The sequence below is a fragment of the Vibrio sp. L3-7 genome, from assembly GCF_963898195.1.
GTDB lineage: Bacteria > Pseudomonadota > Gammaproteobacteria > Enterobacterales > Vibrionaceae > Vibrio > Vibrio echinoideorum.
The window spans coordinates 62033-86596 of the sequence record NZ_CAWQUW010000009.1 but is presented as its reverse complement, the minus strand read 5'-3'; the positions used below and the strand labels follow the sequence as shown (position 1 = coordinate 86596).

At 45.6% G+C, this 24564-nt stretch carries 19 protein-coding genes; 10 read left to right on the top strand and 9 right to left on the bottom strand.

The annotated features are described in order from the left end of the window. Positions 1-12: 12 nt before the first annotated feature. The 3 genes from AACW75_RS08875 to AACW75_RS08865 all read left to right on the top strand — a co-directional run bounded on the left by AACW75_RS08875 (position 13) and on the right by AACW75_RS08865 (position 6462). The gene (locus tag AACW75_RS08875) at positions 13-1719 is read left to right on the top strand and encodes an L-lactate permease (protein ID WP_145571397.1); all 1707 of its coding nucleotides are present in this window, start codon (positions 13-15) and stop codon (positions 1717-1719) included. A 307-nt stretch (positions 1720-2026) separates the two neighbouring features. After that, positions 2027-3166: an FMN-dependent L-lactate dehydrogenase LldD gene (gene lldD / locus AACW75_RS08870; RefSeq protein ID WP_145571395.1), complete on the top strand. Its 1140-nt coding sequence runs from the start codon at positions 2027-2029 to the stop codon at positions 3164-3166. 440 nt (positions 3167-3606) lie between these two features. Further along, positions 3607-6462, top strand: coding sequence for an FAD-binding and (Fe-S)-binding domain-containing protein (locus AACW75_RS08865; protein WP_145571393.1), 2856 nt, complete (start codon positions 3607-3609; stop codon positions 6460-6462). Between the two features lie 148 nt (positions 6463-6610). On the opposite strand, the gene AACW75_RS08860 is transcribed toward AACW75_RS08865, so the two are convergent. From AACW75_RS08860 to AACW75_RS08830, 7 genes are all read right to left on the bottom strand, one after another. After that, positions 6611-6853 carry a hypothetical protein gene (locus tag AACW75_RS08860; RefSeq protein WP_012601190.1) on the bottom strand — a complete coding sequence of 81 codons (243 nt, stop codon included), beginning with the start codon at positions 6851-6853 and terminating at the stop codon, positions 6611-6613. Positions 6854-7005: 152 nt separating this feature from the next. Further along, complete coding sequence (locus AACW75_RS08855; protein WP_145571391.1) at positions 7006-8742, bottom strand: ABC transporter permease subunit; 1737 nt, start codon at positions 8740-8742, stop codon at positions 7006-7008. A gap of 4 nt (positions 8743-8746) precedes the next feature. After that, positions 8747-10258: an ABC transporter substrate-binding protein gene (locus AACW75_RS08850; RefSeq protein ID WP_145571389.1), complete on the bottom strand. Its 1512-nt coding sequence runs from the start codon at positions 10256-10258 to the stop codon at positions 8747-8749. An 82-nt stretch (positions 10259-10340) separates the two neighbouring features. After that, positions 10341-11192, bottom strand: a complete 852-nt coding sequence (locus AACW75_RS08845) for an ABC transporter ATP-binding protein (protein WP_145571387.1) — start codon at positions 11190-11192, stop codon at positions 10341-10343. Continuing rightward, on the bottom strand, positions 11189-11947 hold the full coding sequence (locus AACW75_RS08840) for an ATP-binding cassette domain-containing protein (RefSeq protein ID WP_145571385.1): 759 nt from the start codon (positions 11945-11947) through the stop codon (positions 11189-11191). The genes AACW75_RS08845 and AACW75_RS08840 overlap by 4 nt, the downstream gene beginning before the upstream one ends. A gap of 201 nt (positions 11948-12148) precedes the next feature. Continuing rightward, positions 12149-13483 (bottom strand): MATE family efflux transporter, encoded by a 1335-nt coding sequence (locus tag AACW75_RS08835; protein ID WP_145571383.1) that lies wholly within the window; start codon positions 13481-13483, stop codon positions 12149-12151. Between the two features lie 256 nt (positions 13484-13739). Beyond that, entirely contained in the window at positions 13740-14609 is an 870-nt protein-coding gene (locus AACW75_RS08830) for an AraC family transcriptional regulator (RefSeq protein WP_017075327.1), read from the bottom strand. Positions 14610-14723: 114 nt separating this feature from the next. Here AACW75_RS08830 and AACW75_RS08825 point away from each other — a divergent pair, with 114 nt between their 5' ends. From AACW75_RS08825 to AACW75_RS08795, 7 genes are all read left to right on the top strand, one after another. Then, a complete protein-coding gene (locus AACW75_RS08825) occupies positions 14724-15872 on the top strand; it encodes an aminotransferase-like domain-containing protein (protein ID WP_145571381.1) in 1149 nt (382 codons plus the stop codon). 152 nt (positions 15873-16024) lie between these two features. Next, positions 16025-16360: a 5-carboxymethyl-2-hydroxymuconate Delta-isomerase gene (locus AACW75_RS08820; RefSeq protein ID WP_145571379.1), complete on the top strand. Its 336-nt coding sequence runs from the start codon at positions 16025-16027 to the stop codon at positions 16358-16360. Positions 16361-16515: 155 nt separating this feature from the next. Beyond that, positions 16516-17427 carry a LysR family transcriptional regulator gene (locus tag AACW75_RS08815; RefSeq protein WP_102554027.1) on the top strand — a complete coding sequence of 304 codons (912 nt, stop codon included), beginning with the start codon at positions 16516-16518 and terminating at the stop codon, positions 17425-17427. A 105-nt stretch (positions 17428-17532) separates the two neighbouring features. Then, positions 17533-19407, top strand: a complete 1875-nt coding sequence (locus AACW75_RS08810) for an alkyl sulfatase dimerization domain-containing protein (protein ID WP_017075330.1) — start codon at positions 17533-17535, stop codon at positions 19405-19407. A 321-nt stretch (positions 19408-19728) separates the two neighbouring features. Next, on the top strand, positions 19729-20643 hold the full coding sequence (locus tag AACW75_RS08805) for a GNAT family N-acetyltransferase (RefSeq protein ID WP_237297710.1): 915 nt from the start codon (positions 19729-19731) through the stop codon (positions 20641-20643). Between the two features lie 327 nt (positions 20644-20970). Continuing rightward, positions 20971-21960 carry an oxygen-dependent tRNA uridine(34) hydroxylase TrhO gene (trhO, locus tag AACW75_RS08800; protein WP_135458862.1) on the top strand — a complete coding sequence of 330 codons (990 nt, stop codon included), beginning with the start codon at positions 20971-20973 and terminating at the stop codon, positions 21958-21960. Between the two features lie 210 nt (positions 21961-22170). Beyond that, complete coding sequence (locus AACW75_RS08795) at positions 22171-22428, top strand: YdcH family protein (RefSeq protein ID WP_017075333.1); 258 nt, start codon at positions 22171-22173, stop codon at positions 22426-22428. Positions 22429-22499: 71 nt separating this feature from the next. On the opposite strand, the gene AACW75_RS08790 is transcribed toward AACW75_RS08795, so the two are convergent. Then, a complete protein-coding gene (locus AACW75_RS08790) occupies positions 22500-22628 on the bottom strand; it encodes a hypothetical protein (protein WP_017075334.1) in 129 nt (42 codons plus the stop codon). Between the two features lie 669 nt (positions 22629-23297). Further along, complete coding sequence (manA, locus tag AACW75_RS08785; protein WP_145571375.1) at positions 23298-24503, bottom strand: mannose-6-phosphate isomerase, class I; 1206 nt, start codon at positions 24501-24503, stop codon at positions 23298-23300. Positions 24504-24564 lie beyond the last annotated feature (61 nt).

The window sequence follows — 24564 nt, the reverse complement described above, 5'->3', positions numbered from 1 at the left end:
GAGGAAGTACCCATGAGTGAAACTCTACTAGCTCTATTGGCCTTTTCGCCAATAGTAGTTGCAGCGATACTGCTAGTCGGCCTTAACTGGCCAGCTAAAAAAGCGATGCCAGTGGCATTTGCATTAACCGTTGCTATCGCCCTATTAGCTTGGGACATGTCTGGCACTCGCGTGTTGGCTTCAGTATTCCAAGGCTTCGGCATTACCGTGTCGGTTCTCTGGATTGTGTTTGGCGCCATCTTCTTATTAAACACTTTGAAACACACCGGAGCTATCACCACCATCCGCAACGGTTTTACTGATATCTCAGCAGACCGTCGTGTACAAGCGATCATCATCGCTTGGTGTTTTGGTTCATTCATTGAAGGCGCATCCGGCTTCGGTACACCCGCTGCAATCGCCGCTCCTTTACTCGTTGCAATCGGTTTCCCAGCGTTAGCTGCGGTTCTGATGGGCATGATGATTCAATCTACGCCAGTATCATTCGGCGCGGTTGGTACACCTATTATCGTTGGTGTGAACAAAGGTTTAGATACGCACAACATCGGTGAAAGCCTGATTGCCAATGGTTCAACATGGGATGCTTACCTACAACAGATCACATCAAGTGTTGCAATCATCCACGCCTGCGTTGGTGTGATGATTCCTGTATTGATGGCGATGATGCTGACTCGCTTCTTCGGCAAAAACAAAAGCTGGACTGAAGGTCTTGATATCCTACCATTCGCACTGTTCGCAGGTGCCGCTTTCACCATTCCTTACGCACTAACGGGTGTTTTCCTTGGCGCTGAATTCCCATCACTGATTGGTGGTTTGGTTGGCCTAGCAATTGTTGTAACAGCAGCAAAACGCGGCTTCCTAGTACCAAAATCAAAATGGGATTTTGAAAGCGAAGATAAGTGGCCAGCAGAATGGCTAGGCTCTTTGAAAATCGATCTAGATGACACTCATTCAAACAGTAAGCAAGGTCATAAAAAAATGAGCATGGCGATGGCGTGGGCACCTTACGTGCTGCTCGCTGTCACTCTAGTTGCTAGCCGTGTGAGCCCTGAGTTCAAAGGCCTACTTAAGAGCGTTAGCCTTTCTTTCAGCAACATTCTTGGCGAGACAGGCGTAAGCACAGCGATTCAACCTCTGTATCTACCTGGCGGCATCTTGGTCTTCGTCGCACTGGTTGCTGTTCTAATGCAATCACGCAGCGCAGCACCATTGGCTAAAGCCTTTGGGGAATCGAGCAAAACACTGATTGGTGCCGGCTTTGTATTGGTGTTCACTATCCCAATGGTCCGTATCTTCATTAACTCAGGTGTGAACGGCTCTGATTTAGCGAGTATGCCAGTAACAACTGCTAACTTTGCAGCTGACCTAGTCGGCGGCGCATTCCCAGCGTTAAGTGCAACGATTGGTGCGTTAGGTGCCTTCATTGCAGGATCTAACACAGTTTCAAACATGATGTTCAGCCAGTTCCAATTCGAAGTAGCACAAACTCTGTCTATTTCTAGTGCGGTGGTTGTCGCTCTACAAGCGGTGGGCGCTGCAGCAGGTAACATGATCGCGATTCACAACGTGGTCGCCGCATCGGCAACCGTAGGCTTACTAGGACGTGAAGGTGCAACGTTACGTAAAACGATTATCCCAACGTTCTACTACTTGGTGATGACCGGAATCATTGGCCTAGTAGTTGTCTACGGTTTCAAAATGACAGACGCACTTATGTAAATCCATAAGTCGTTACAAAAGCACTTGGCGTTAATACTCAATTCCCCGACTGCAACACCGTCTAATAAGACAGTTGGTGAGTTTCGGAATGGATACTAAAACACATCAACACCCTCGGGTATTAACGCCATTTTATTGTTTCACTGTTTATTTGCTTCATAGGCTAGTTGCTTCACCAATTAGTTACTTCACCGGTTAATCGCTTCACCGTTTAAGAAAGAGCCAACACTTACTTTTTCAAGAATTAAAGCAGCCCAAGCCAAGCTCTCATAGAAGGGCAACATCCCAAGAATTTAGGACTGAAATTATGATCATATCCGCATCGACTGATTACCGCGCCGCAGCAAAAGCGAAATTACCGCCGTTTCTTTTTCACTACATTGACGGCGGTTCTTACGGAGAACATACCCTACGCCGCAACACCGCCGATCTTGCAGAGATCGCGCTCAAGCAACGTGTCCTCAATGACATGTCAGATCTGAATTTGGAAACCGAGTTGTTCGGCGAAAAGCTGGCAATGCCAATCGCCTTAGCGCCAGTTGGCTTAACCGGTATGTACGCACGACGTGGCGAAGTACAAGCGGCTAAAGCGGCTGACAACAAGGGGATTCCTTTTACCATGTCTACCGTGTCGGTGTGCCCAATTGAAGAAGTCGCACCTAAGATCGAACGCCCAATGTGGTTTCAGCTTTACGTGCTAAAAGATCGCGGCTTCATGAAGAACGTATTGGAACGTGCAAAAGCGGCAGGCGTAACAACGCTGGTTTTCACGGTTGATATGCCTGTACCAGGCGCTCGCTACCGTGACATGCACTCAGGAATGAGTGGCCCAAATGCAGCAATACGCCGCGTATTTCAATCTATGCGTCATCCTAGTTGGGCCGTTGATGTAGGTTTACTAGGTAAGCCACACGATCTTGGTAACATCTCGACTTACCGCGGCTCTCCAACCAAACTGGAAGATTACATCGGTTGGTTAGGTGACAACTTCGACCCATCGATTTCGTGGAAAGACCTAGAGTGGATCCGTGATTTCTGGGACGGCCCAATGGTCATCAAAGGCATTCTTGATCAAGAAGATGCAAAAGACGCCGTAAGATTTGGCGCAGACGGCATTGTGGTTTCAAACCATGGTGGTCGTCAGCTTGATGGCGTTCTATCGAGTGCTAAAGCCTTGCCTGCGATTGCAGATGCAGTAAAAGGCGACACTAAGATTCTGGTCGACTCTGGTATTCGTACTGGCTTAGATGTAGTTCGTATGATGGCGATGGGCGCAGACTGCACCTTGCTTGGCCGCTCTTTCGTTTACGCGTTAGCGGCACAAGGACAAGCAGGCGTTGAGAACCTGCTCGATCTTTACGACAAAGAGATGCGCGTTGCCATGACATTAACAGGCGCCAAGACAATCAAAAACTTAACTCGTGAATCTTTGGTAGGGCTAGATTAAGCCGCCACGATTCTGATTTAGATTCAAGTTCAGATTAAAACTAATGCTTTGGTCTACTTAGACTGAAGTTCAATCGGTGTCACAGCAATTCCACTGCCGTTGTGACACCGTTTAAGCACTGGAAAATAAAATAAAAACTAGGGCGTGTTGATCTTTCGAGTTGATTTTTGCAGCGAGTTTCTGGGTATTTATACAAGGCAGAGGCGTCGATGTGTAGCTAGCCTACATGAGAAGCCGATAACGTAGTAGAAATGGCCAGAAAACGCTGCCCGAAGGGTTCGGCTAAAAGCGTTTTACTCTTTGTTGAGGGGGATTTGCTTAGAGTGACTAGGCTACTTCCCCCTCGCCGCGATTAAAACGCTTTTATCTCGAACAAAATTTAACCACGAAAGGTCAACACGCCCCAATCAGTGCCAAATAAGAAGCACAAGGAAGCAAAGATGGAGACAAACACATCCCATGAGCGAGTAGTAGACGCACAATCTTATCAGCAGCTTGAATCGATACTGGCTCAAAAAATAGAAACAGAACGCATTGTCACTCAAGAGGCAAAGCGATTGGCTTACGGCACCGATGCGAGTTTTTATCGCTTGGTGCCGAAAATGGTTCTAAGGCTGAAAAGCTTAGACGAAGTCATATTCACCATTCAAAGCTGTCGCGAACTCGGTATTCATTTTACCTTTCGCGCCGCGGGCACCAGCCTGTCAGGGCAAGCCGTTTCAGACTCGGTACTCATCACACTGACCGACGACTGGCGTGGCCATGAGATCGTCGATAACGGCAATCAAATCATTCTTCAGCCCGGTGTGATTGGTGCTGATGCCAACAAATACCTTGCTCCTTTCCAACGTAAAATCGGCCCTGATCCAGCCTCAATCAATACTTGTAAAATCGGTGGTATCGCGGCGAATAACGCCAGCGGCATGTGTTGTGGTACTGCGCAAAACTCGTATCGCACCGTCGAGAGCATGAAGATCGTATTGAGTGATGGCTCCCTGCTTGATACGGCTGATAACGCAAGTGTTGAGGCATTCAAGCAATCACACAAAGCACTGTTTGAAGGCATTGTTGAATTACATCAACAGACAGCTTCAAACCAAGAACTTGCAGACAGAATCCGCCACAAATACCGCCTTAAAAACACCACCGGCTACGCGCTCAATGCCTTGGTCGATTACCACGACCCAATTGAGATCATCAAACACCTGATGATTGGCTCTGAAGGCACGCTAGGCTTCATCGCAGAGATCACCTACAACACGGTTATTGAACACCCGAACAAAGCCTCGGCGCTGTTGGTGTTTGCCGACATCGAACAAGCCAGTAAAGCCGTTACTACGCTATCAAAAACGCCAGTTGCTGCGGTTGAATTGATGGATGGCAGAGCGCTGCGCTCAGTAGCTGATAAACCGGGTATGCCTGCATTTATGCCAAGTTTGGACTTGGAAGCCGCGGCTATTTTGGTGGAATCACACGCCAGCTCCCAGCAGGACTTAGATTTACAATGTAAATCAATTTTGGACGCATTGACTGAATACACGATTGTTGAATCGGTCCCTTTCACCTCCGATCCAAAGACAGTCGCGACTTTGTGGGGCATTCGAAAAGGCATGTTCCCAGCGGTTGGCGCAGTACGTGAAGTTGGCACGACCGTTATCATCGAAGACGTAGCCTTCCCTGTCGAAAACCTAGCGAATGGTATTCGAGAGCTGCAAGAGTTGTTCGATAAATACGAGTACAGCGAAGCGATCATTTTTGGTCACGCCCTCGAAGGCAACCTGCACTTTGTGTTTACTCAAGGCTTCGACAGCCAAACAGAAATCGATCGCTACGGCGGTTTCATGGATGACGTTGCCGAACTGGTCGCGGTGAAATACCAAGGCTCACTGAAAGCAGAACATGGCACTGGCCGTAATATGGCGCCTTATGTCGAATTGGAATGGGGTAAAGATGGCTACGCCTTGATGCAACAGATCAAAGCACTGTTTGATCCAGAAAGGCTGCTCAACCCGGGCGTGATTATCAACGACAACCCGAATTCACACATCACCAATTTGAAGCCAATGCCTGCTGCCGATGACCTTATCGACCGCTGTATTGAATGTGGCTTCTGTGAGCCTGTTTGTCCGTCTCGTACCTTAACCCTATCGCCACGCCAACGTATTGTTCTGTACCGAGAGCTACAACGCCGCCGTGCCGCAGGTGAAGAGATAGAAGCAAGTGAGCTAGAGAAAACCTTTGAATACCAAGGTATCGATACCTGCGCCGCAACTGGCCTGTGTGCCGAGCGTTGCCCAGTGGGAATCAACACCGGCGACTTGATTAAGAAACTTCGTATTGCCAAGTACGAGAAATTTACGCCAATCGCGAAGTGGACAGCGGATCATTTCTCGACCACCACCAAGCTGACCAAGGCTGGCCTCAAAGCCAACCAAGTGGCGAGCAAAGTTTTAGGCGCCAACACGGTTGGCAAGCTCACCAACGGCCTGCGCTCAGTGACCAAAGGCGCGACACCCGTTTGGATGCCTGAGATGCCGCAATCCAATAGCCATTCTCTCGTCTCATCACCCGTAACGGCAGAATCCTCAAGCAATCATAAGAAGGTTGTCTACCTCCCTTCGTGTGCAAGTCGTACCATGGGACAACAGAGCGATGCGGGCGACCAACGTCCTCTTACTGAAGTGACCATGTCTTTGCTTAACAAAGCCGGATTTGAGGTAATACTGCCGAAGAAGCTCGATGATCAATGTTGTGGCATGCCTTACGACAGCAAAGGCATGACCGATTTAGCCCAATCTAAAGCACAACAACTCGAAGAAGTGTTATGGCAAGCGAGTCGTCAAGGTGAATACCCAGTATTAATGGATACCAGCCCATGTGCTAAACGCAGTATTGAACAGTTCACCAAACCGTTAGAGGTATTAGAGCCGACAGGGTTTGTGAACAAATACTTGCTTGAACATCTGACACTTGAGCCGCTGCAAGAAACCGTGATGTTGCATGTGACTTGTAGCTCTCGTCGAATGGGTTTGGAAGGCGCTATGTTAAGCCTTGCTAAAGCCTGTACCGAAGAGGTCATCGTTCCAGAGCATATTCAATGTTGTGGCTGGGCAGGTGATAAAGGTTTTACCACTCCAGAGCTGAATGAAGCGGCGGTACACCCACTCAAAGAACAAGTACCAAGCAACTGCACTCGTGGATTCAGCAACAGCCGAACCTGTGAGATCGGTTTGTCACATCACAGTGGCATTCCGTATCAGTCAATCTTGTACTTGGTGGATGAAGTGGCGCAATAGCGCAAATTTGACCACTTGAGGTGTCGAGCAATTAGCTTAAACCTAAAACGAAAATGGCAGCCCAATCAGGCTGCCATTTCTTTATTCGTTTGTTCGAAAGATGCTACTTAACTCGATGCCGATGAGCTAACCGTTATTAAACTAGATATTACAAAGCTAAGCGCATCAACTCTTCTGGCGAGTAGTGTTCTGCTTCTGCGCCTTTGGCGATTAAGTCGATCACTTGAAATTCGCTCATGTCACCAAACTCTTTGGTTAAGTAATCACGAAACGCTTTCTCGTTCGGCCACTTACCTCGCACGATATAGCCCTCTTCTTTGTCAAAATCTTCTGTTTCAAAAAAGGAAAAGTCGGTCATACCAATATTGTGGCAATACAAAACGAGATACATGTTGAATCCTTAACACTTAACTAGGGTCTGTTTAACTTTCGAGCAGCTCTAAAAGCGCTTATACAAAGCAGGCCTAAGGTTACAACATAAAGAGCAAATCGAACACTCAATCCAATAGCCCGTCTAAAACTTAACCAACCTGTTCTTTTTTGTTAATCATCAAACATCATGTTAATGGCAGCGCCTAATAAAATCAGCCCAACAATTGGCCCCATAACCGCCAATGGTGCACGCTCGATGTAAGGCAGGTTCTCTGCAATCATCAAACCCCACTCCGGTGCAGGCGGCTTCGCTCCCAAGCCAATGAAGCTTAGTGAGGTCAGGCTCAATGTAATCACTGGCAGCCTCAACATCGCGTGCCTTAGTAACGGTGGCAACACGTAAGGAAGCAGATAGAAGCGGAAGATTCTGAGCTTGCTCGTGCCCCACAAAGGCGCGAGGTGCGTATAAGGTTGAGCCTTCGCTTCCACTATCAAGCTTGAACAATGCGCCGCCAATGGCGCCCAAGATACCAATACAATCGCGATTAATGCGCTGTTCGGGTTCATGCCCGTTAAACCCGCAACCAGCAAGCCTGCAATAATGTAAGGGATACCCTTAGTTATCTCGATAAGGCCTTGGCTAAAGCGGGTATTGAACCCCATGATGATGCCTGTCACCAAGCTCAAAAACGTCGCCAAGATGCCGGCTTGGAAGGTCGATACCATGCCTGAACCGATTCTCGCTAACAGGTCTCGGCCAATGCCATCCGCACCCAATGGCGCTTGCCAACTTGGATCCGCTAAACGAGCAAATTGACTGGTGTATGGGTCGCGAAATGCAGCCCAAACCACAATAGCAATTAGGAATGAGAATATTGAGAAGGCAACAGCACGCTTGGTACGGCTTTGCGTAAAACGAAACGAAGAGTGGCTGCTGATGAGCTTACCGCTTTTCAGGCTGTGGCCCAGAATCAGCTGTTGGATAAACAAGCTCATGCTGCTCACAGCAATTGAAAACAACAGCAATACCAACAGACCGCCTTGCAGCATCGGTAAATCTTGCGCCTTGGCTGCGCCTAAGATCATGCGACCGATACCGGGAATCGAAAAGATAAGCTCAACCGCGACCGCGCCACCAGTCAAACCGATCACGATCATCGCGATCTGTGGGATCAGGCTGCTCAGCGCTCTTTTCAGCGCAAAGCGAATAATTTGGTTGGAGTGAACGTTGGCACTGAGCCAAGTGATCACCCAAGGTTCATTTAAAACGCGCTGTAAACTGTCTCTGAGTAGGCGACTAAACAAGCCACTGGCAGGTAATGCGAGCGCTAGACTCGGTAGCCAAATGTCTTGCCAACCTTGCCAGCCATACGGTGGTAGCCAACCTAACCAGATTGAGAACACCAGTATCAATACCGAGGCCACCACGTACTCTGGCAAGGATATTAATACCGTGCTTAAACTGCTGTAACTCTGCCCTAGTTTGCCCTTCTTCCAACTGCGCAAGGTAGCAAGCAAGCCTGCACCGCACAGTACGAAAGTCATCACAAGTGCGCTAGACATCAAAAACAGAGACGTAGACGCTGTTTTTTGAATGCCTAATGCAACCGAAGAGCCATCAATCCAGGATTTACCTAGGTCACCAGAAAAGGCACTTCCTATCCAGTCAATCAGTCGCTCGCTTGCCGAACGGTCAAGCTGAAGATCAGCGCGTACCGCCGCCAAAGCTTCAGGCGTAAGCAAATGTTGTTGCCCCGCCCTCGCTCGCAGAATGGATTGGCTTGGGTCGATGCCTGCAATGTCAGGCATCAAACCAACAAGAATCACCACCACAATCAGTGAAGCGATTCTTGATACCCAAGGCGTCAAGAGAAATAAGGTTCGACGCAGAGTCTCAGCAGATAGCATCTATTTAGTTAGCCTGTGTCGCTTGTTTGATCTGTGTAGTTTGGTCAACTAAGCGACGCTCGCTTGGATCACGAACTACATTGCTTACACGCTCACTTTCACCTTGAATTACACGTTCGTGCAATAGTGGAATAGCAGCAAAGTCGTTGAGGATTTTTTGCTCAGCTTCGATGATCGCTTGCTGACGCAGTTCACCTAATGTCTGTAGATCTGCATGAGTCAGAGCTTGGTCTACTTCTTGAGAACAGAATTGACCGAGATTGAATGAACCCTTACAACCAAAGTCACTCATCATGTAAGCCACGGGGTCACCCGAATCGAGAACCGTTGCACGAGAAAGGATAAACGCATCGAATTTGCCGGATAGCGCATCGTTCTCGATCTGAGCATATTCACGGATATCCAACTCAACTTTGAAACCTGCCGCTTCAAGTTGCTGTTTCAGTAACGCTGCAACCTCAGGAAGCTCTGCACGGTCAGTAAAGGTACCGATAACAATGCTTTCACCGTTCGCTTTTAGCGTTTTGTCTAATGCCTGACCTTCAGGTCGAATTGGCTCAGCCCAAGCAAGAGCAGGACCTAACAGGCCTTGCGCGATGTCCGCGTGATTTTCATAAACGGTATTCACGATTTGCTCTCGATCTACCGCTGCCGCCGCTACCTTACGCAGGTTAATATCACTGAACGCGCCTGACTTGTTGTTCAGATAAAGCGTGTTAGTTCTTGGCATTGCTACTTCGTAAAGCAGGTTAGGATCAATGGTCGCAATTTGTGAAACAGGCACCGCTTCTACAATATCCGCTGTGCCCGTTCTTAATGCCGCAGCACGAGCAAACCCATTAGGTACGTATTCTGCAATCACAGATTCAACTTGCGCTTTTTGACCCCAATAGCCATCGAATCGTTTCAGTTTTGCGCTTGTTTGACCGTTAATCTCGGTCAGTTCAAACGGGCCAGTACCTGCGCCAGTTGGGATAACACGGCCATCTTCTTGGTATGCACTTGCTGCAAGAATGGCTAACTGAGGGCTTGATAAACGGCTAGGTAAAAGAGGATCATCGAAGGTGGTTTTGATCTCTACTCGGTAGTTATCCATCGCTTTCACTTCTAAATCTATGCCATCTAAAATGCGTGGCTTAGGGGCAGCTTCAAGTGCTTTTTGTAGAGAATTCACTACAGAGTTTGCCGTTAATGTCGAGCCATCGTGGAATTTAACACCTTGGCGAATCGTGAATTGCCAAGTTAGCGGATCAACGTGTTTCCAATCGGTTGCCAGCATCGGCAGTGCTTGGGAAGTTGGGCTCAAGTTAACCAGTGTTTCAGCCGTGCTCCAACGCGACAGTTTGAACGCATCATCAGACAGTGGTGATAAACCCGTTCTTGGCGGCTGCATCATTGCAACACGAATTTCCGATTTGACCGCGGCATCGCTCGACTCAGGTTGAGAGTCAAAACAGCCCGTCAAAGGCAGAGCTAACGCAAGCGCGCAAGCCAGTTTGATTGAATTAAAACGCATAGTTATTTTTCTCTGTGAGCTGTGTTGTGTTAATAAGCTGTATTTCGTTAATAAACTGTATTTCGTAATAAATAAGGTTGTGTTAACAAGTAGATTTTGAAAGTGGCTGAGATTGAATCAACAACTGAGTCGCAGGATGAGCAGGTATACTCATCACTTGAGGTGTTGGTCCATGCTCCACCATCTCGCCCTGATCAAGAACCAGAATTTCTTCACAAAGCGCTTTTGCTGCGCCTAGATCGTGCGTCACCAGAACGATGCGCATGTCGCGCTTATTTTTCAATGAATTAAGTAAATCCAACAATTTTTGACGATTCACCGGATCAAGGCTGCTGGTTGGCTCATCGGCCACCAACACAGCAGGTCTAACGACAAGAGCCCGAGCAATCGCCACACGTTGAGCTTGGCCTGTAGAAAGCTGATTTGGCTTGAGTGACAGCAGACTGACTGGTAAGCCAACATCCGACAGCGTCTCTTCAATGATGCTTTCATGATTGCCAGAAACATCTAAATTACTTAGCGGCTCGGCTAAGATCTGTCGAACGGTATAGTAAGGGTTGAGGCTTGTGTGCGGCTCTTGTGGCACCAATTGGATAAGGCGACACACTGTTGCTTGCGCTTTACTATCACGAATAGGCAGTGAATAACCAAATAAGCTGATTCGGCCAACAGTTGGGGCTTTAAGGCCAAATAGCAGCTCAATCAGCGTTGATTTACCGGCACCAGAACGTCCGACAATGGCTAAACTTTTGTCTTCAACATTAAGGTCGATGTTCTGTAGCGCTTTGAACGCCTTGCCACCCAACCAACTTGGGATTGAGTAATAGTGAACACCGACATTCTCAAACTTAATCTCGATCGGAGTTTGTGTTTCTAAATCAATCACAGGCATTAGCGGCGAGACTTCTGAATTTAATGATAAGGTCGAGCTCATGCGATGAGGTCTCTCAATGAACAGCAGAAAGCGTGAGAGCTCGACTCAAGTGCGTGTTTTGGCTCGCCATAAGCCACCACACCACCATCATCGATAACTAATAACTTGTCGCACGCTAACGCACTGTGCAGATCATGAGTAATCAACAAGCCACCGATTTGGCGCTGCTTAACATTGTCGCGAATCAGCGTAAGTATCTCTTGCTCTGTCACCGGGTCTAACGCGCTGGTGGGCTCATCGGCGATGATAAGATCGGCGTTACTCAGCAAGCCAATCGCAATACAAATCCGTTGGCGTTGCCCTCCAGAAATTTGGCTCGGGTATAACGGCAAGATGGTTTCAGGATTAGGGAAACCAAGTTGAACCAATAATTCGGTGAGTTTGGTTTTGTCTTGTGATTTAAGCTTAGTGCGAGTCCCCGCCAATGCTAGGCTGAGTTGGCCTTCAATTGAAACAAGAGGGTTTAACGCTTGAAGTGCATCTTGGAAGATAACCGCAGGTCGTTGTACTGCAGTTCTTTGCAATATAGGTAAACCACACACGGCATCGCCAGAAAGAGAAATATAGCCTTCAACCTCAACGGTTTCTGGCAGAAACCCCGCAATCGCGCGCGAAAGCATCGACTTACCAATACCTGATGGCCCCATGACCGCCAACAGCTCACCTCGATATACATCAAAATGGATATCTTGGAAAAGTGTTCTCGAAGACGTTTTGATCGTTAGCTGATCAACAGACAAAAGTGGGGCGTTCACACAGGTACTCATTGGTGGATGTTATAACATAACAACTCTATCATTTAGCTGACATGATGAAAAGAGAACATTGAACCGTATTGCATTTTATTTGCTATTTAATTGACCGGTTTTCATTAGTCATTAGATACAAAAAAGCGCCCTCTAAATTTATCGTATAACGATAGTCAGGCGCTTTCATAATGAATCAATACGAGTTCGCTAGTGATTAGCCACCGATGCATCTTCTATTGGAAGGCACTTCTGTTTAATCTGAGAAATGAACGGATATAGGAATGCAATACGCCCAAGATAGAACAAGGTAAACGCCAACCACAGACCATGATTGCCCCAAATATCGATTGTGAACGCCTGTACCGCTAAGAAGACCATTAAAGTAGCGATGCTAGAGTCCCTAACCGGACGTGTGGTTCCTGTTCCAGTAAAGATGCCGTAAACCGTTAAACCAAAGCCTGCCACCAGCGGGAACACAATCAGCCACGGAGCCATCTCTTGATACAAGGCAACCAGCGCTGGAATATCGGTAAACAAGAAAACAATCATGTCTTTAAATACCAAGGTCAACAACGTTAGCGCAGCAATAAAACCGGCCGTCCACTGGAAGTTGAGCCTTAACACACGGTCAAGCATTGAAGGATTTTTCTGGCCGACCGCTTTGCCAGCAAACACACTTGATGCGTTAGCAATGCCATCAAACATGTAACTAACAATAAAGGTCACCTGCATCAGAATCGCGTTAGCAGCCAGAACATCAGTACCCAGTTTAGAACCAGTACGCGCCATCATGTTGAAGAACACTAAGATACATATCGTGCGTAACAGCAGGTCAGTATTCGATGAGATGATTGTCGAAAGGTCTTTCTTGGTCATCTTCGAGCCTTGCAGGAACTCAGATACCGAAATATTGCTAGTCTTCATCACCAGCGTCATGCCAATCACAAAGGTAGTGATTTGTGCAATCAAACTTGCGTATGCCACGCCCGCAACACCTAAGTCGAAATAGAGTACGAACACCGCATCTAAGACAATGTTTAACACGTTACCAAACACTTGTGTGTAAAGGACTTCTTTGGCTTTCGCCTGCCCCATCAACCAGCCAATAATGGTATAATTGAGCAGTACAAAAGGCGCACCATAAATCAAAATCCTGAAGTAGATATGCGCGTGCTCGGCCACATTCGCTTCAGGCTCTATCACCCACATTGCGCCTTGCCAGATGAACGGTTGTATCAAGATAAAAATCAAACCGACCAAACCAGAAAGCACAAAAGGACGCATCAAGCTGCCCGCGAGATCAGAACGATTGCCCTTACCCAGTGCCATCGCACTTTGCCCTGTCGTACTGACACGGAAAAAACCAAACAACCAATAGATGGTATTCATGATGATGGTGCCGATCGCCACACCACCAATCAGTTCAGCAATACCAAGTTGCCCGATAACAGCCGTGTCGACGGCGCCAAGCAGAGGCTGCGTCACCGTTGCTATGATGAAGGGGAAAGCGATTTTCAGATAATCTTTGTGGGTAATGGTCATATTGGCTAGCGAGTGATATTAAGAACTATTTGCAATTAGAAAAGAATGCTATCGTTTAATCCGTACGTTGTCATCATTTACTTAGAGTAAACTATCAACAAAACTGAGATACATTTCATGACCAACATAAGAGAACATGCAGTCATTTAGCAAGCATATTCACCACAACAAATAAGCAAAACCACACTCAACAAAACACAACAATACACAACAATACGTATGACAGACTCAACTCATTGGTTGGGCTAATAGAGACTCAGTAAAAACTCACGGGTAGATAGAAATCTAATTCAAACACTTCATCACTGTTGAGAAAGTGATTCTGATGATAATGAACATAAGCGGGCGTCGAACGCTGCTTAAAACCTGACGTTGGCAACCACTTCTCTAACACCATACTGATCTGTGGTAGCAGCTCACCATAACGACCATTGAGTCGGAAAACAGCATGCAACCCACCAGGAATCACCATCTGATTCACCACGCTGCGATACTTAATTGGCTCATCAATCGCGATACACGCCACATAGCGGCACTGATCCATTTCGACCCAAGCGGGGTTGGAATGATGCAAGCCAAACTGACTCGAAAAATCACGCTGTTCAGAATTCGCCCACGCTTTCAATATCAGCCATGCATTGCGAATAGAGCGGTTATATCCAGTATGTCGGACATAGGCCGCCATGCGATCTGACACCTCTACAATTTTGGGTTCCGGCAATGTCTGTTGCGCGACTTTTTGATAACCCGCTGCGACTTCGGGATCTTTCAGATACGGTTTTTCTGCGATCTGCAGATCATGTTTTCTCCACTCTCCCGGCGACATATTAAAGGTCGCTTTAAATGCTCGGCTGAACGAAGACACCGAGTGAAAGCCACATTTGCTCGCAATTTCTACCACTGACGACGTGGTATCAAACATCAATTGATTCGCCGCATACTCCATTCGAGTACGTCGAATGTACTGATGCAATGACTCCCCAACCACACTTTTGAATGTGCGATGAAAGTGTTGTTCTGAATAAGCGGCAATTTCAGAGAGCGCTTTTGCCGACAAAGGTTGGCTGATGTCTTGGTGAATATGGAACAGAACATCATTGATTCGGGATATGTGTTGTCGTGACATCGTTCAAATAGCATAAATGGACATGTTTAAGAGCATAAACGGACACGCCAGTTTTTACAATTGCCGTGTAATATCAAACCATAAAATAAAAACGAAAATGACGAGACACAACACATGGAAATCGCACAATCACTGCAACAGATTCAGTCTTCTTACATTCGAGAAATTCTCGCGGCCGCAAGCGATCCAAATGTCATTTCATTGGCCGGTGGATTACCTGACGAGAAAACATTCCCTATCGATTTAATGAAGCCAACGTTAGAAAACCTAGCGAACATGCCGGAAGTTTTCCAATACGGTTCAACTGCTGGCTATGGCCCTTTGCTTGAACACTTAACACAAAGCTACCAATTGCCAGAATCCCACACAGCAATGATCTGCACAGGGTCTCAGCAAGGTTTGGATTTGATTGCGCGTGCTTATGTTGATCCGGGTGATGTGGTTGTGATGGAAGCGCCAAGCTACTTGGGTGCGATGCAAGTGTTTGGCTTAGTTCAAGCAAACATTGCAACTGTGTCTCAAACAGAATTTGGCCCTAACCTAGACGAGCTAGAGACGTGTTTTGCCGAGCAAGCGCCAAAAATGTTCTATGCCGTGCCAGATTTCCACAACCCAACCGGCGTGTGCTGGGCAACAGAAACTCGTCAAAAAGTGGCTGAACTGTGTATCAAATACGACGTGGTATTCATTGAAGATGCGCCATACCGCGAATTGCGCTTCACAGGTACTGAGCTGCCAATGGTTTCTTCTTTTTGCCCTGATAACTCTATCGTGCTTCGTTCATTCTCTAAGATTGCATCGCCAGGTTTACGTATTGGTGCGGTAACAGGTAAACGCAGCTACCTAGAGCCGCTAATCAAAGTTAAACAAGGCGCCGACTTACACTCAAGTGTACCAATGCAAGCACTGCTGGTTGGTCTTCTAAAACATGAAGACTTTGGCGTGCATATGGAAAACATTCGCACCCTGTACAAGTCTCGTTATGAAGTGCTGTTTTCAGAGCTAGAGAAACAACTGCCTGCAGATTGCGTGTTAAAAGCCGTAGATGGTGGGATGTTCATTTGGGTTGAAATCCCAGAGTGTGACACCTTTGAACTGGCTAAAACTCTGCTTTCGAATGGTGTCGCGGTTGTACCAAGCCCAGTATTCTATCCAAAAGCAGACGAAGCAAAAGCAGCACTGCGCTTGAACTTCACCAACGCCAACCCAGAAGAATTAACCGAAGCGGTAAAGCGCTTAGCGGAAGTACTTAACCAAGCGTAATCGCTGACACTACTGGCTGATTTATCAATTGCCTGATCAGCTTGTTACCGATAAATCCGTCACGATTTAGTATTAAAGGCCAATGTTATTCTCAGTAAGGGAGTCACATTGGCCTTAATTTTAGGTCGTCTAAACATAGAAAGGACATCATTTTGCCGCATTGTATTATCGAACACTCATCGACTATTGATGGTCAGCAACTCAATCAAAAAGTGTTTCTCGGCGCGATGGAATCTCAGTTGTTTTCACCTATAGGGGAAGACATCAAGGTACGCAGCCTTGCCTACCAGCATTACCAAACCGGTGAGCTAAAAGAAGACTTCGTGCATGTCTCTGTGCGTATTTTATCAGGGCGTAACGAAAGCGATAAAGCGATGCTCTCCAAGTCCATTTTGGAACAATTACTATCTCTTACACTATCAAATGCTTCTCTGACTGTAGAGATCATTGATATAGATAGAGCGAGCTATTCTAAAGTATTGGTTTAAGTATTATTGTTCGGGGAGTTTATACGCCTCTATTCGCGTTGCTCGAAGTCATGGTCGCCGAATATCCCATCGTTACTTTTGATAAGATTTACTTTCGATTTACTAATTAAACTGCTAAGTATTACTTAACAGTTAGCTTTTAGAGATCGAAAGACATGGATCTAAACCTATTAAAAACATTTGATGCTGTAATGAAGGCCCGTAGTGTTAACGTCGCAGCAGAAGCTTTAGGGATCTCTGCCCCCGCCGTCAGTCAATCGCTCAATCGACTAAGAGATCAATACAAAGATCCATTATTCGTGCGTGAAGGTAGAGGTATCTCACCAACCAATTTTGCAGTAGAGCTTCATGCTGAAGTACAAGAGCCGCTAAGCCTGCTAATCAACGGAGCTAAGTCACGGCAACACTTTAACGCTCTAACAAGTCGTCGCACATTTCGAATATCCAGTCACAAAGACATTGATATCTTGGTATTTCCTAACCTGACCAAATACCGGGAACTGCACGCCCCAAACTCCACGATACAAGCTGATATTGAACATATTGATGAACAGTCCCGCCAAGCTGATCTTAGGCAAAGAAAGGTCGACATCATCTTGTCTACGGTGCCATTAGAAGAACACGGATACCATAATCTAAAACTGTTTCAAGAAGATCTTGTGGTGGCACTGAGTATCGATCACCCACGTATTCAAGGCAGTATTTCCGTTGAGCAATTCTTCTTTGAACATCATATTTTGTGGCAGACTCAAAGGATGGATAACTACACGCTCAATTCTGTTGCTTGTGAACGCCTACCAACTCGAAAGATCGCCTATACAACAGGATCAGGGCTAACAGGACTAGTCTTGGCTCAAAGTACTGACTGGCTTTGTGTTAATGCTCGTTCATTAGCCAACAAAGTCGCAGGTAGCGGAAAATATCAAATCTTTGAATTACCGTTTAAAGCCGAGCCTGTCCCTATTTACATGACTTGGCATCATTCTCAAAATAATGATACGGGACATAAGTGGTTTAGGAATGCACTTGAAACCACAACAGGGAGTAAACAATTAAGTAATAGTTAATTATTGTTTAAGTTTCACTCTATCGATTGATTAAACCTTAAGCCTTAACATCTCTCTCATCGACGGGCCGAATGGTCGAGTCCGTAAATTTAGAGAGAATCACCAATGAAAGCTTCAAACTTTTTAACTCAGTCAATATGCATCGCACTTCTTACCACAACAGCGAGCTCAGCGTTCGCAATGGACCAGAATTTAGTGCGCAGTTCTGATCCAACGTTCTTCACTAACGACTCAGTACAAAGCCACTTAGCAAAAGTGGTTTGGGAAGACGCAGAACACAACAGAGCATTCACCGAGAGCTCTGAATACATGCCTGTTGCCATGACTGAATTTGCAAAGCAGATGGCACCAAAAATCCAAGAAATCGCTCCGGGAAAACTCTACTCAATCTCAGGTTTCCAGTTAGCTTCAACCCTTGTAGCAGTCGGTGATGATGGACTTATCATTGTTGACCCTGGTGAAAATGATACCGCCGCTAAAGAGTCAATGGAGGCATTCAACCAATTTTCAACACTGCCTGTTAAAGCGGTAATTTACACCCACCGTCATCCAGACCACGCCTTTGGTGCTGCTGGTTGGGGCGTAACAGAAGAACAGGTTAAGTCAGGCGAAGTAAAAATCATCGCATCAGATAACTTTATTCCTAACCTTGTGAACGATGTTGGCGTAACAGGTAAAATCCTGACTCAACGTACGGCTTACGCAAGTGTCTACTTACCTAAAGGGGAAAAAGGTCGCCCTGCTCACTTCGGCCTAGGCCCAACATTTACAGCTGGCCCTATCTCTTTCTTCATGCCTAATGTCTTGGTAAGTAATGATGAGCCATTGAAAATTACCGTCTCTGGTATTGATATGGAAGTATTTGGTGCTTACGGCGATGCGGGTGACGATGAAGTCGATATCTACTTCCCACAATTCAAACACGTACACGGCAGCGAAACGATCCAAGGCGAAACATTCCCGAATTTGTATACACTCCGCGGCACCAAATATCGTGATGTGCAAGAGTGGTACAAAGGCATTGATACGCTATCGGAGTACGCACAAAAATCGAATACCTATAGTGGTTCTCACATGCGAGCATGGGTTGGACACGACTTCATCAATGAGCGCATAACCAACTACCGTGATGCGATTCAATTTGTACACGACCAATCAATCTACAACATCAACCGCGGTATCAAGCGCGATGAGTTGGCAGAAAAAGTTGTACTGCCAGAGAACTTAGCCAACGACCCTTGGTTGGGTGAATACTACGGTACAGTGGCGCACTCAGTTCGTAATATTTACAACGGCTATCTTGGCTGGTGGGACGGTGATGCAACCAAACTTGCTCGTCCGGGCGTGAAAGACATGGCTCAAGATTACGTTGATGCGATGGGCGGCGAAGATAAAGTCATCGATATTGCTCGCGACGCGTATGCCGAGAAGAACTACGGCTGGGCGGCAGAAGTGCTGACTCACGTGAACAATGCAGATCCTGACAACATGGAAGCGCGTGACCTAAAAGCGCAAGCACTTCGTGAGTGGGGTTATGCTCAAACCAACATTTACTGGAGAGGTTATGCGATTTCTAACGCAGCAGAATTGGACGGTACATTAGACCGCTCTGTGGCATGGGATTTTGCTAACCCAGCCATTGTGAAGGTGCTACCAACCACCAAAATCTTAGAAACCGAGCGCGTAAACCTAAACGCAGACCGTGCTCAAGGGAAAGAATTATCTATCAACATTAAGGTATCTGACACCGGAGAAGTCGCGAACTACACGGTACGTAACGAGATTGCTGTTTTCTCTCTAGAGCAAGATCCAAGCGCAGATGCAACGTTAAGCGGCAAGAAGTTAGAGGTTCTGGGTTATTTTGCCTCTGGTGATGTCAGTAACGCAACCATCGAGGGCAACAGTCAATCTGTGGATACGTTCTTTAGCTTGTTCGACCATAACAAAGCGAATGACATCAACCTAGTTCTACCTAACTAACACGCCAATTCACCATCAATGCTGATAGATATAGCGGTTCCATTTGGAGCCGCTTTTTTTAGCGCCAAATAAAAGCTTTTTAAGCACCAGAAACAATCAAAGAGGAAAAACATGAAAACCGTATCACTGCCGCATCCATATCGCTGCTCCTATTAACGTCGAATGCGTTTGATCAGGACGACTTTGAAGATGACCAACGTATTGAATTCAACTATCAAGACTAAAATATGGCAATTTCATTGATAGTATCAACATTATTGACATCAAACGGTATTTAACATTACTGTTGATACTATCAACGTATATTTTTAAGGAGTGAGTATGTCATCGGTTATGCAGATCAGAAGCGAGTTACGTTATCTCGTTCGCGAGCTTGGGCTATTGGATAAGAACTGCCTCAACTCAGGATTATCACTGACACAAGTCCACCTTCTTACCTACCTACGTAAGAATGGAATCACTCCCTTTTCTGAACTCAGCATACAACTCAGCGTAGAAAAAGCCTCCCTTAGTCGAACGCTCAACTCTCTGGTTGAAAAGCAATATATCGAACCATCTTTAAGTGAGACGGATAAACGTCAGAAGAACTTTTCACTCAAAGCTGAAGGATTGAAAAGACTAGAAGAAGCCGATGAGTCAGCCAACAATGAACTGTCTCAATTGCTGAATTTGATGAGCCCAGAAGATACCCAAAATGTGATTGATGGACTAAGAACATTGCGACTCAGCGCTTTTCAGAAAAACGCCACTCACAACAAAGCCAGAATTCAGCTCGAAGCTTGCACTTCGGTATATCGCACTGAGATCGACAGTTTGATCAGAGATACCTTTTCTGGTGAACAAAGTATCCCACAGCATCTCATTCCATTGTCTCCTGACATACCTCAGAAATGGTGGTTGGCCCGTTCAGGAGAATATGTTTTGGGCGCCGTAGCGGCATGGGAGAGCGATGGAGAATGGCACTGGGGGCGCTTTGTTGTCGACAACCGATTCCGCGGCCTTGGCATAGGAAAAGCATTGGCTCGTTACTCATTAGTTCAAGCGTTGAAAGACATTAACGAAATCCATATCGAAGCGCGCGACACGACTGTCAATATCGTAAAAGGACTCGGTGGAGAAGTTTTAGGTGACAAGTTCGACTTCTATGGGATGCCCGTAACGCCAATGCGCTTAACGAGAGATCGACTCAACGAAGCAACTGAAACACAAGAGTTTACGCTACCTACTCACCTGTAATTGAGTCTTAAAAGATTGAGCGATTCAATAAATTAGCAGCCTGCCAACCACTCCCCTTTGGCAGGCCTGCATGTGGCAATTCTCTTACCTATCCATCCCACTCAATGAGCACGCATCTTTGCAAGCCTAAAACCACACAATTCAAAATGATAAATAGCCCTACTTTTGGTTGGTTTTTGTCCTACATAGCCTTGGTTATACTGCGCCTGATTTTAATAAGCCTACCGTTATACATTAATAGCAACACACCATTGTTCTATCGACATTTATAACGAACAACAGGCAACCGCTCTGGATTTACGTTCCAGCTCGCAGAAAGGAAAAACCATGTCTCAATATGTTGTATGTGCTCTGTATAAATTTGTAGCACTTGATAATTACCAAGAAATTCGCCAGCCGCTAACTGAAGTGTTAGAAGCCAACCAAATCCGCGGTACTTTGCTTCTTGCAAGTGAAGGCATCAACGGCACTGTTGCAGGTAAGCGCGAATCTATCGATGCACTTCTTCAATGGTTCAAGCAAGATACTCGCTTAGCAGATGTTGTTTACAAAGAGTCATTCAACGAAGAACAGCCATTCAACCGCACCAAGGTTAAGCTCAAAAAAGAGATCGTAACCATGGGCATTGAGGGCATCGACCCTCGTCACGTTGTCGGCACTTACGTAAAACCAAACGAATGGAATGCGCTGATTTCTGATCCAGATGTGATTTTGGTTGATACTCGTAACGACTACGAAGTAGACATCGGCACATTCAAAAATGCAGTAAACCCGAACACGGAAACGTTCCGCGAGTTCCCTCAGTACGTTGAAGAAAACCTCGACCCTAAGAAACACAAAAAAGTCGCGATGTTCTGTACGGGTGGTATTCGCTGTGAAAAATCAACAGCCTACATGAAAGAGCAAGGCTTTGATGAGGTTTATCACCTTGAAGGCGGCATTCTTAAGTACTTAGAAGAAGTACCTGAAGAAGAGAGCATGTGGGAAGGCGACTGCTACGTATTTGATGGCCGCGTTGCGGTAAACCACCAGTTAGAAAAGAGCGGTTACGATGTGTGTAACGCTTGTCGCCTGCCAATCACAGACGAAGACAAAGCGTCTGAGCACTTTGAGAAAGGCGTAAGCTGCCCTAAATGTATTGATAAGCACAGCGACGAGCAGAAAGCTCGCTTCCGTGAACGTGAAAAGCAAGTTCAGCTTTCTAATGCACGTGGCGAAACCCACGTAGGTGGCGAAGCCGCTCACCTTATCGATCAACGTAAGAAAGAAAAGCTAGCACACAAAGAACAGCAACGTTCTGGCAAGCAAGCGAAGTAGCTTAAGTCAAAGAAAATCAGTTTTGAATAAAGTACTTTTGGAAAAGCTCAGTAATACTCAAGGTTACTGAAACGACAAAGGGCATTAGCAAATCCATAATGGAACGCCAATGCCCTTTTTTGATCCTGTTCTCGCTTTGTGTTTAGGCACACATTTATCTTCAGAAATAGGTTCTATACTGAATCTAATCCGACTAGAGAGGAAGTGCCAATGCTCAATGAAAACCATGCCTTTATCTTAGATTTCCCAGATCTTAAATTAGACATTGTTCAGCTCAACCACGACGACGAAAAATTCAAAGCAGACATGCAGAAATACCATCAACTCGACTACGACATCCGTCAGCTAGAAATCTCTGGCAGCCCAATCGATGACGACAGTATGCACAACCTCAAGGTTGAACGTATGGCATTAAAAGACTCGCTACACAAACAACTTACTCAACATCACGCGCTTAAAATCGTTTAAGTCGAGTGAGAATACCTTTGCCTTCAAAAACGTTTCATAAACAGCCCATTAATGGGCTGTTTACCACAAATTTACGCTGCTAATGTAGCAAAAAGCTGAATGATGGCAGTCGGTAATTGAAAATCTTCAGACACTAAGAAGTCTAGAATTACTAATACTCTCTCAGCTACGTCTAACAAAACATTAACTTTATTCATCATAAACTGTACTCTCTATTTATATAAATGGAGCACATTGTTTTTTGCGTGGACTTTGATATGATTCGCCTTGAAACAAGTCATCATAATTGTTGTCCAGAAGTTTTAAGACTTTGTAGGAGAAGACTCTAAACTTTGCTTATTACAACGTGCGTGATACAGATAAAAAAGCCTACCTCGTGTAGGCTTTTTTATATCTCAAACATAGTCATTCTTACCTCCTATTTAAATATTAAAATACACCATATGTTGTGTGCTCACTTCAATATAAGCACAACTTGATGTATTCACTCTATATTACATAACCTCTTTATTTTCCCGTATTTAACGAGAACCACCAACTTTGAGTATTGATTTAGATCAATAAAACGCTCACGCTGATAAAGATCGATCCAATATTCTTACGCTAGTTCTCTGTTTGAAAAAAAATCAAGAAAACCAATAATATAACCACTAATTAGTTGAATTTATTGGAAGCGTTGTAGGATAAGGGCTAAGTCAGTATCTGAGCGTAAATAAGGAAGAAACTCAAAAAACACATCTCACCTACGTTCCTCAAGCACAAAAAAACCTCAACCTAAAGGGTTGAGGTTTTTTGTCGTTTAAACACGAAACTACTGTGTCTTCGTATCAACAAATCAAAAGTGTACTGCTCGAATACAGCTACGCAGTCTAATTAAAAGCTCTCGCTATTCGTCCCTTACTGCTCACAACATAATGGCCAATATAAGCAGGGATAAACACTGACTCACCTTTGGTTAACGTTAAGCTTTCACCTTGGTCATTAGTAAGAGTTAGATCGCTATCTATCGCCATGAGTATTTCAGCGCTATCCGTCGTTATTGCTTCATTTCCAGGGCATTGAATGATGTTGAAATTGAAGTCGTTGACGGGGATCTCATAGCTATCGCATCGTCCAACCTTAGAGGGCGGCAATATTAGACTGTTAAACGATATTGGTTCGAATCGTGTGCACTTAACCAGTTCAGGCACATCGATATGTTTTGGTGTTAACCCAGCACGCAACACATTATCAGAATTAGCCATCACCTCTAACCCTGTTCCTTTTAAGTAGGCATGCGGGGTATTTGCGTTTAAGTACATGGCTTCGCCAGGCTTCAATGTAATCAAATTTAAAAGCAGGACTGAAAATAGACCTACGTCATTTGGGTACTGCTCATTGAGATCGATGATTAACGCAAATTCAGCCTGATCTAAATGAGCATTTGCATAGGCCAATAACTCATCCAATGCGTTAGATTTCTTCTGATCATTCAACGTTAATAGCGCACAGAAAAAAGCTGCTAAGCCTTGTGGGGTGAGGTTGTTGCTAAAGTCTTCTACCAAGTTTGCGAGCTCGAAAGAACTCAATTGCTTGAATAACGCCATGATCTCTTCATATTCTCTAAACCCGTTCATCGCTTGATATTCAGTGATCGCGTAAACCAATTCAGGTTTGTGGTTCGAGTCTTTGTAATTACGATGCCCTGCTGTTAAAGGGATACCAGCTAGCTCTTCCTTAGCGTAACCGTCTTCTGCTTGCTTTTTACTCGGGTGGACCTGAATGGATAACGCTTTATCTGCCGCTAAGATTTTTAACAAGAACGGCAATTCGCCAAACTCTTTTGCGATGTCTGCGGACAGATATGCCGACCTATCTTTATTAATGAGCTCAGATAACGACAGCGGATTCTGGTCAAACATCACCATTGAACACCCTTTAGGATGAGCGCCCATCCAAACTTCCGCTTGCGGTTGTTGTGACTCATTCTTAAAACCAAACAGTTCACGTATCGAAGAAATACTTCCCCAGGCATAGTTTTGAATGGTGTTTACCATTGGGAAAAATGAGTGTTCTGAGAGATGACTGAGTGACATGGCGTTTTCCGTAGTGAACTCTCTGAGCACAATTCAAGAGAGCATATTTCTAAAATGTGAA

Excerpts from the sequence above, each read along its gene's own strand:
- trhO (WP_135458862.1), top strand. The coding sequence starts at position 20,971 with ATGTCTCAATATGTTGTATGTGCTCTGTATAAATTTGTAGCACTTGAT.
- lldD (WP_145571395.1), top strand. The coding sequence starts at position 2,027 with ATGATCATATCCGCATCGACTGATTACCGCGCCGCAGCAAAAGCGAAA.
- AACW75_RS08790 (WP_017075334.1), bottom strand. The coding sequence starts at position 22,628 with ATGATGAATAAAGTTAATGTTTTGTTAGACGTAGCTGAGAGAGTATTA.
- AACW75_RS08825 (WP_145571381.1), top strand. The coding sequence starts at position 14,724 with ATGGAAATCGCACAATCACTGCAACAGATTCAGTCTTCTTACATTCGA.
- AACW75_RS08845 (WP_145571387.1), bottom strand. The coding sequence starts at position 11,192 with ATGAGCTCGACCTTATCATTAAATTCAGAAGTCTCGCCGCTAATGCCT.
- AACW75_RS08855 (WP_145571391.1), bottom strand. The coding sequence starts at position 8,742 with ATGCTATCTGCTGAGACTCTGCGTCGAACCTTATTTCTCTTGACGCCT.
- AACW75_RS08795 (WP_017075333.1), top strand. The coding sequence starts at position 22,171 with ATGCTCAATGAAAACCATGCCTTTATCTTAGATTTCCCAGATCTTAAA.
- AACW75_RS08835 (WP_145571383.1), bottom strand. The coding sequence starts at position 13,483 with ATGACCATTACCCACAAAGATTATCTGAAAATCGCTTTCCCCTTCATC.
- manA (WP_145571375.1), bottom strand. The coding sequence starts at position 24,503 with ATGTCACTCAGTCATCTCTCAGAACACTCATTTTTCCCAATGGTAAAC.
- AACW75_RS08865 (WP_145571393.1), top strand. The coding sequence starts at position 3,607 with ATGGAGACAAACACATCCCATGAGCGAGTAGTAGACGCACAATCTTAT.
- AACW75_RS08805 (WP_237297710.1), top strand. The coding sequence starts at position 19,729 with ATGTCATCGGTTATGCAGATCAGAAGCGAGTTACGTTATCTCGTTCGC.
- AACW75_RS08830 (WP_017075327.1), bottom strand. The coding sequence starts at position 14,609 with ATGTCACGACAACACATATCCCGAATCAATGATGTTCTGTTCCATATT.
- AACW75_RS08815 (WP_102554027.1), top strand. The coding sequence starts at position 16,516 with ATGGATCTAAACCTATTAAAAACATTTGATGCTGTAATGAAGGCCCGT.
- AACW75_RS08875 (WP_145571397.1), top strand. The coding sequence starts at position 13 with ATGAGTGAAACTCTACTAGCTCTATTGGCCTTTTCGCCAATAGTAGTT.
- AACW75_RS08860 (WP_012601190.1), bottom strand. The coding sequence starts at position 6,853 with ATGTATCTCGTTTTGTATTGCCACAATATTGGTATGACCGACTTTTCC.
- AACW75_RS08810 (WP_017075330.1), top strand. The coding sequence starts at position 17,533 with ATGAAAGCTTCAAACTTTTTAACTCAGTCAATATGCATCGCACTTCTT.
- AACW75_RS08850 (WP_145571389.1), bottom strand. The coding sequence starts at position 10,258 with ATGCGTTTTAATTCAATCAAACTGGCTTGCGCGCTTGCGTTAGCTCTG.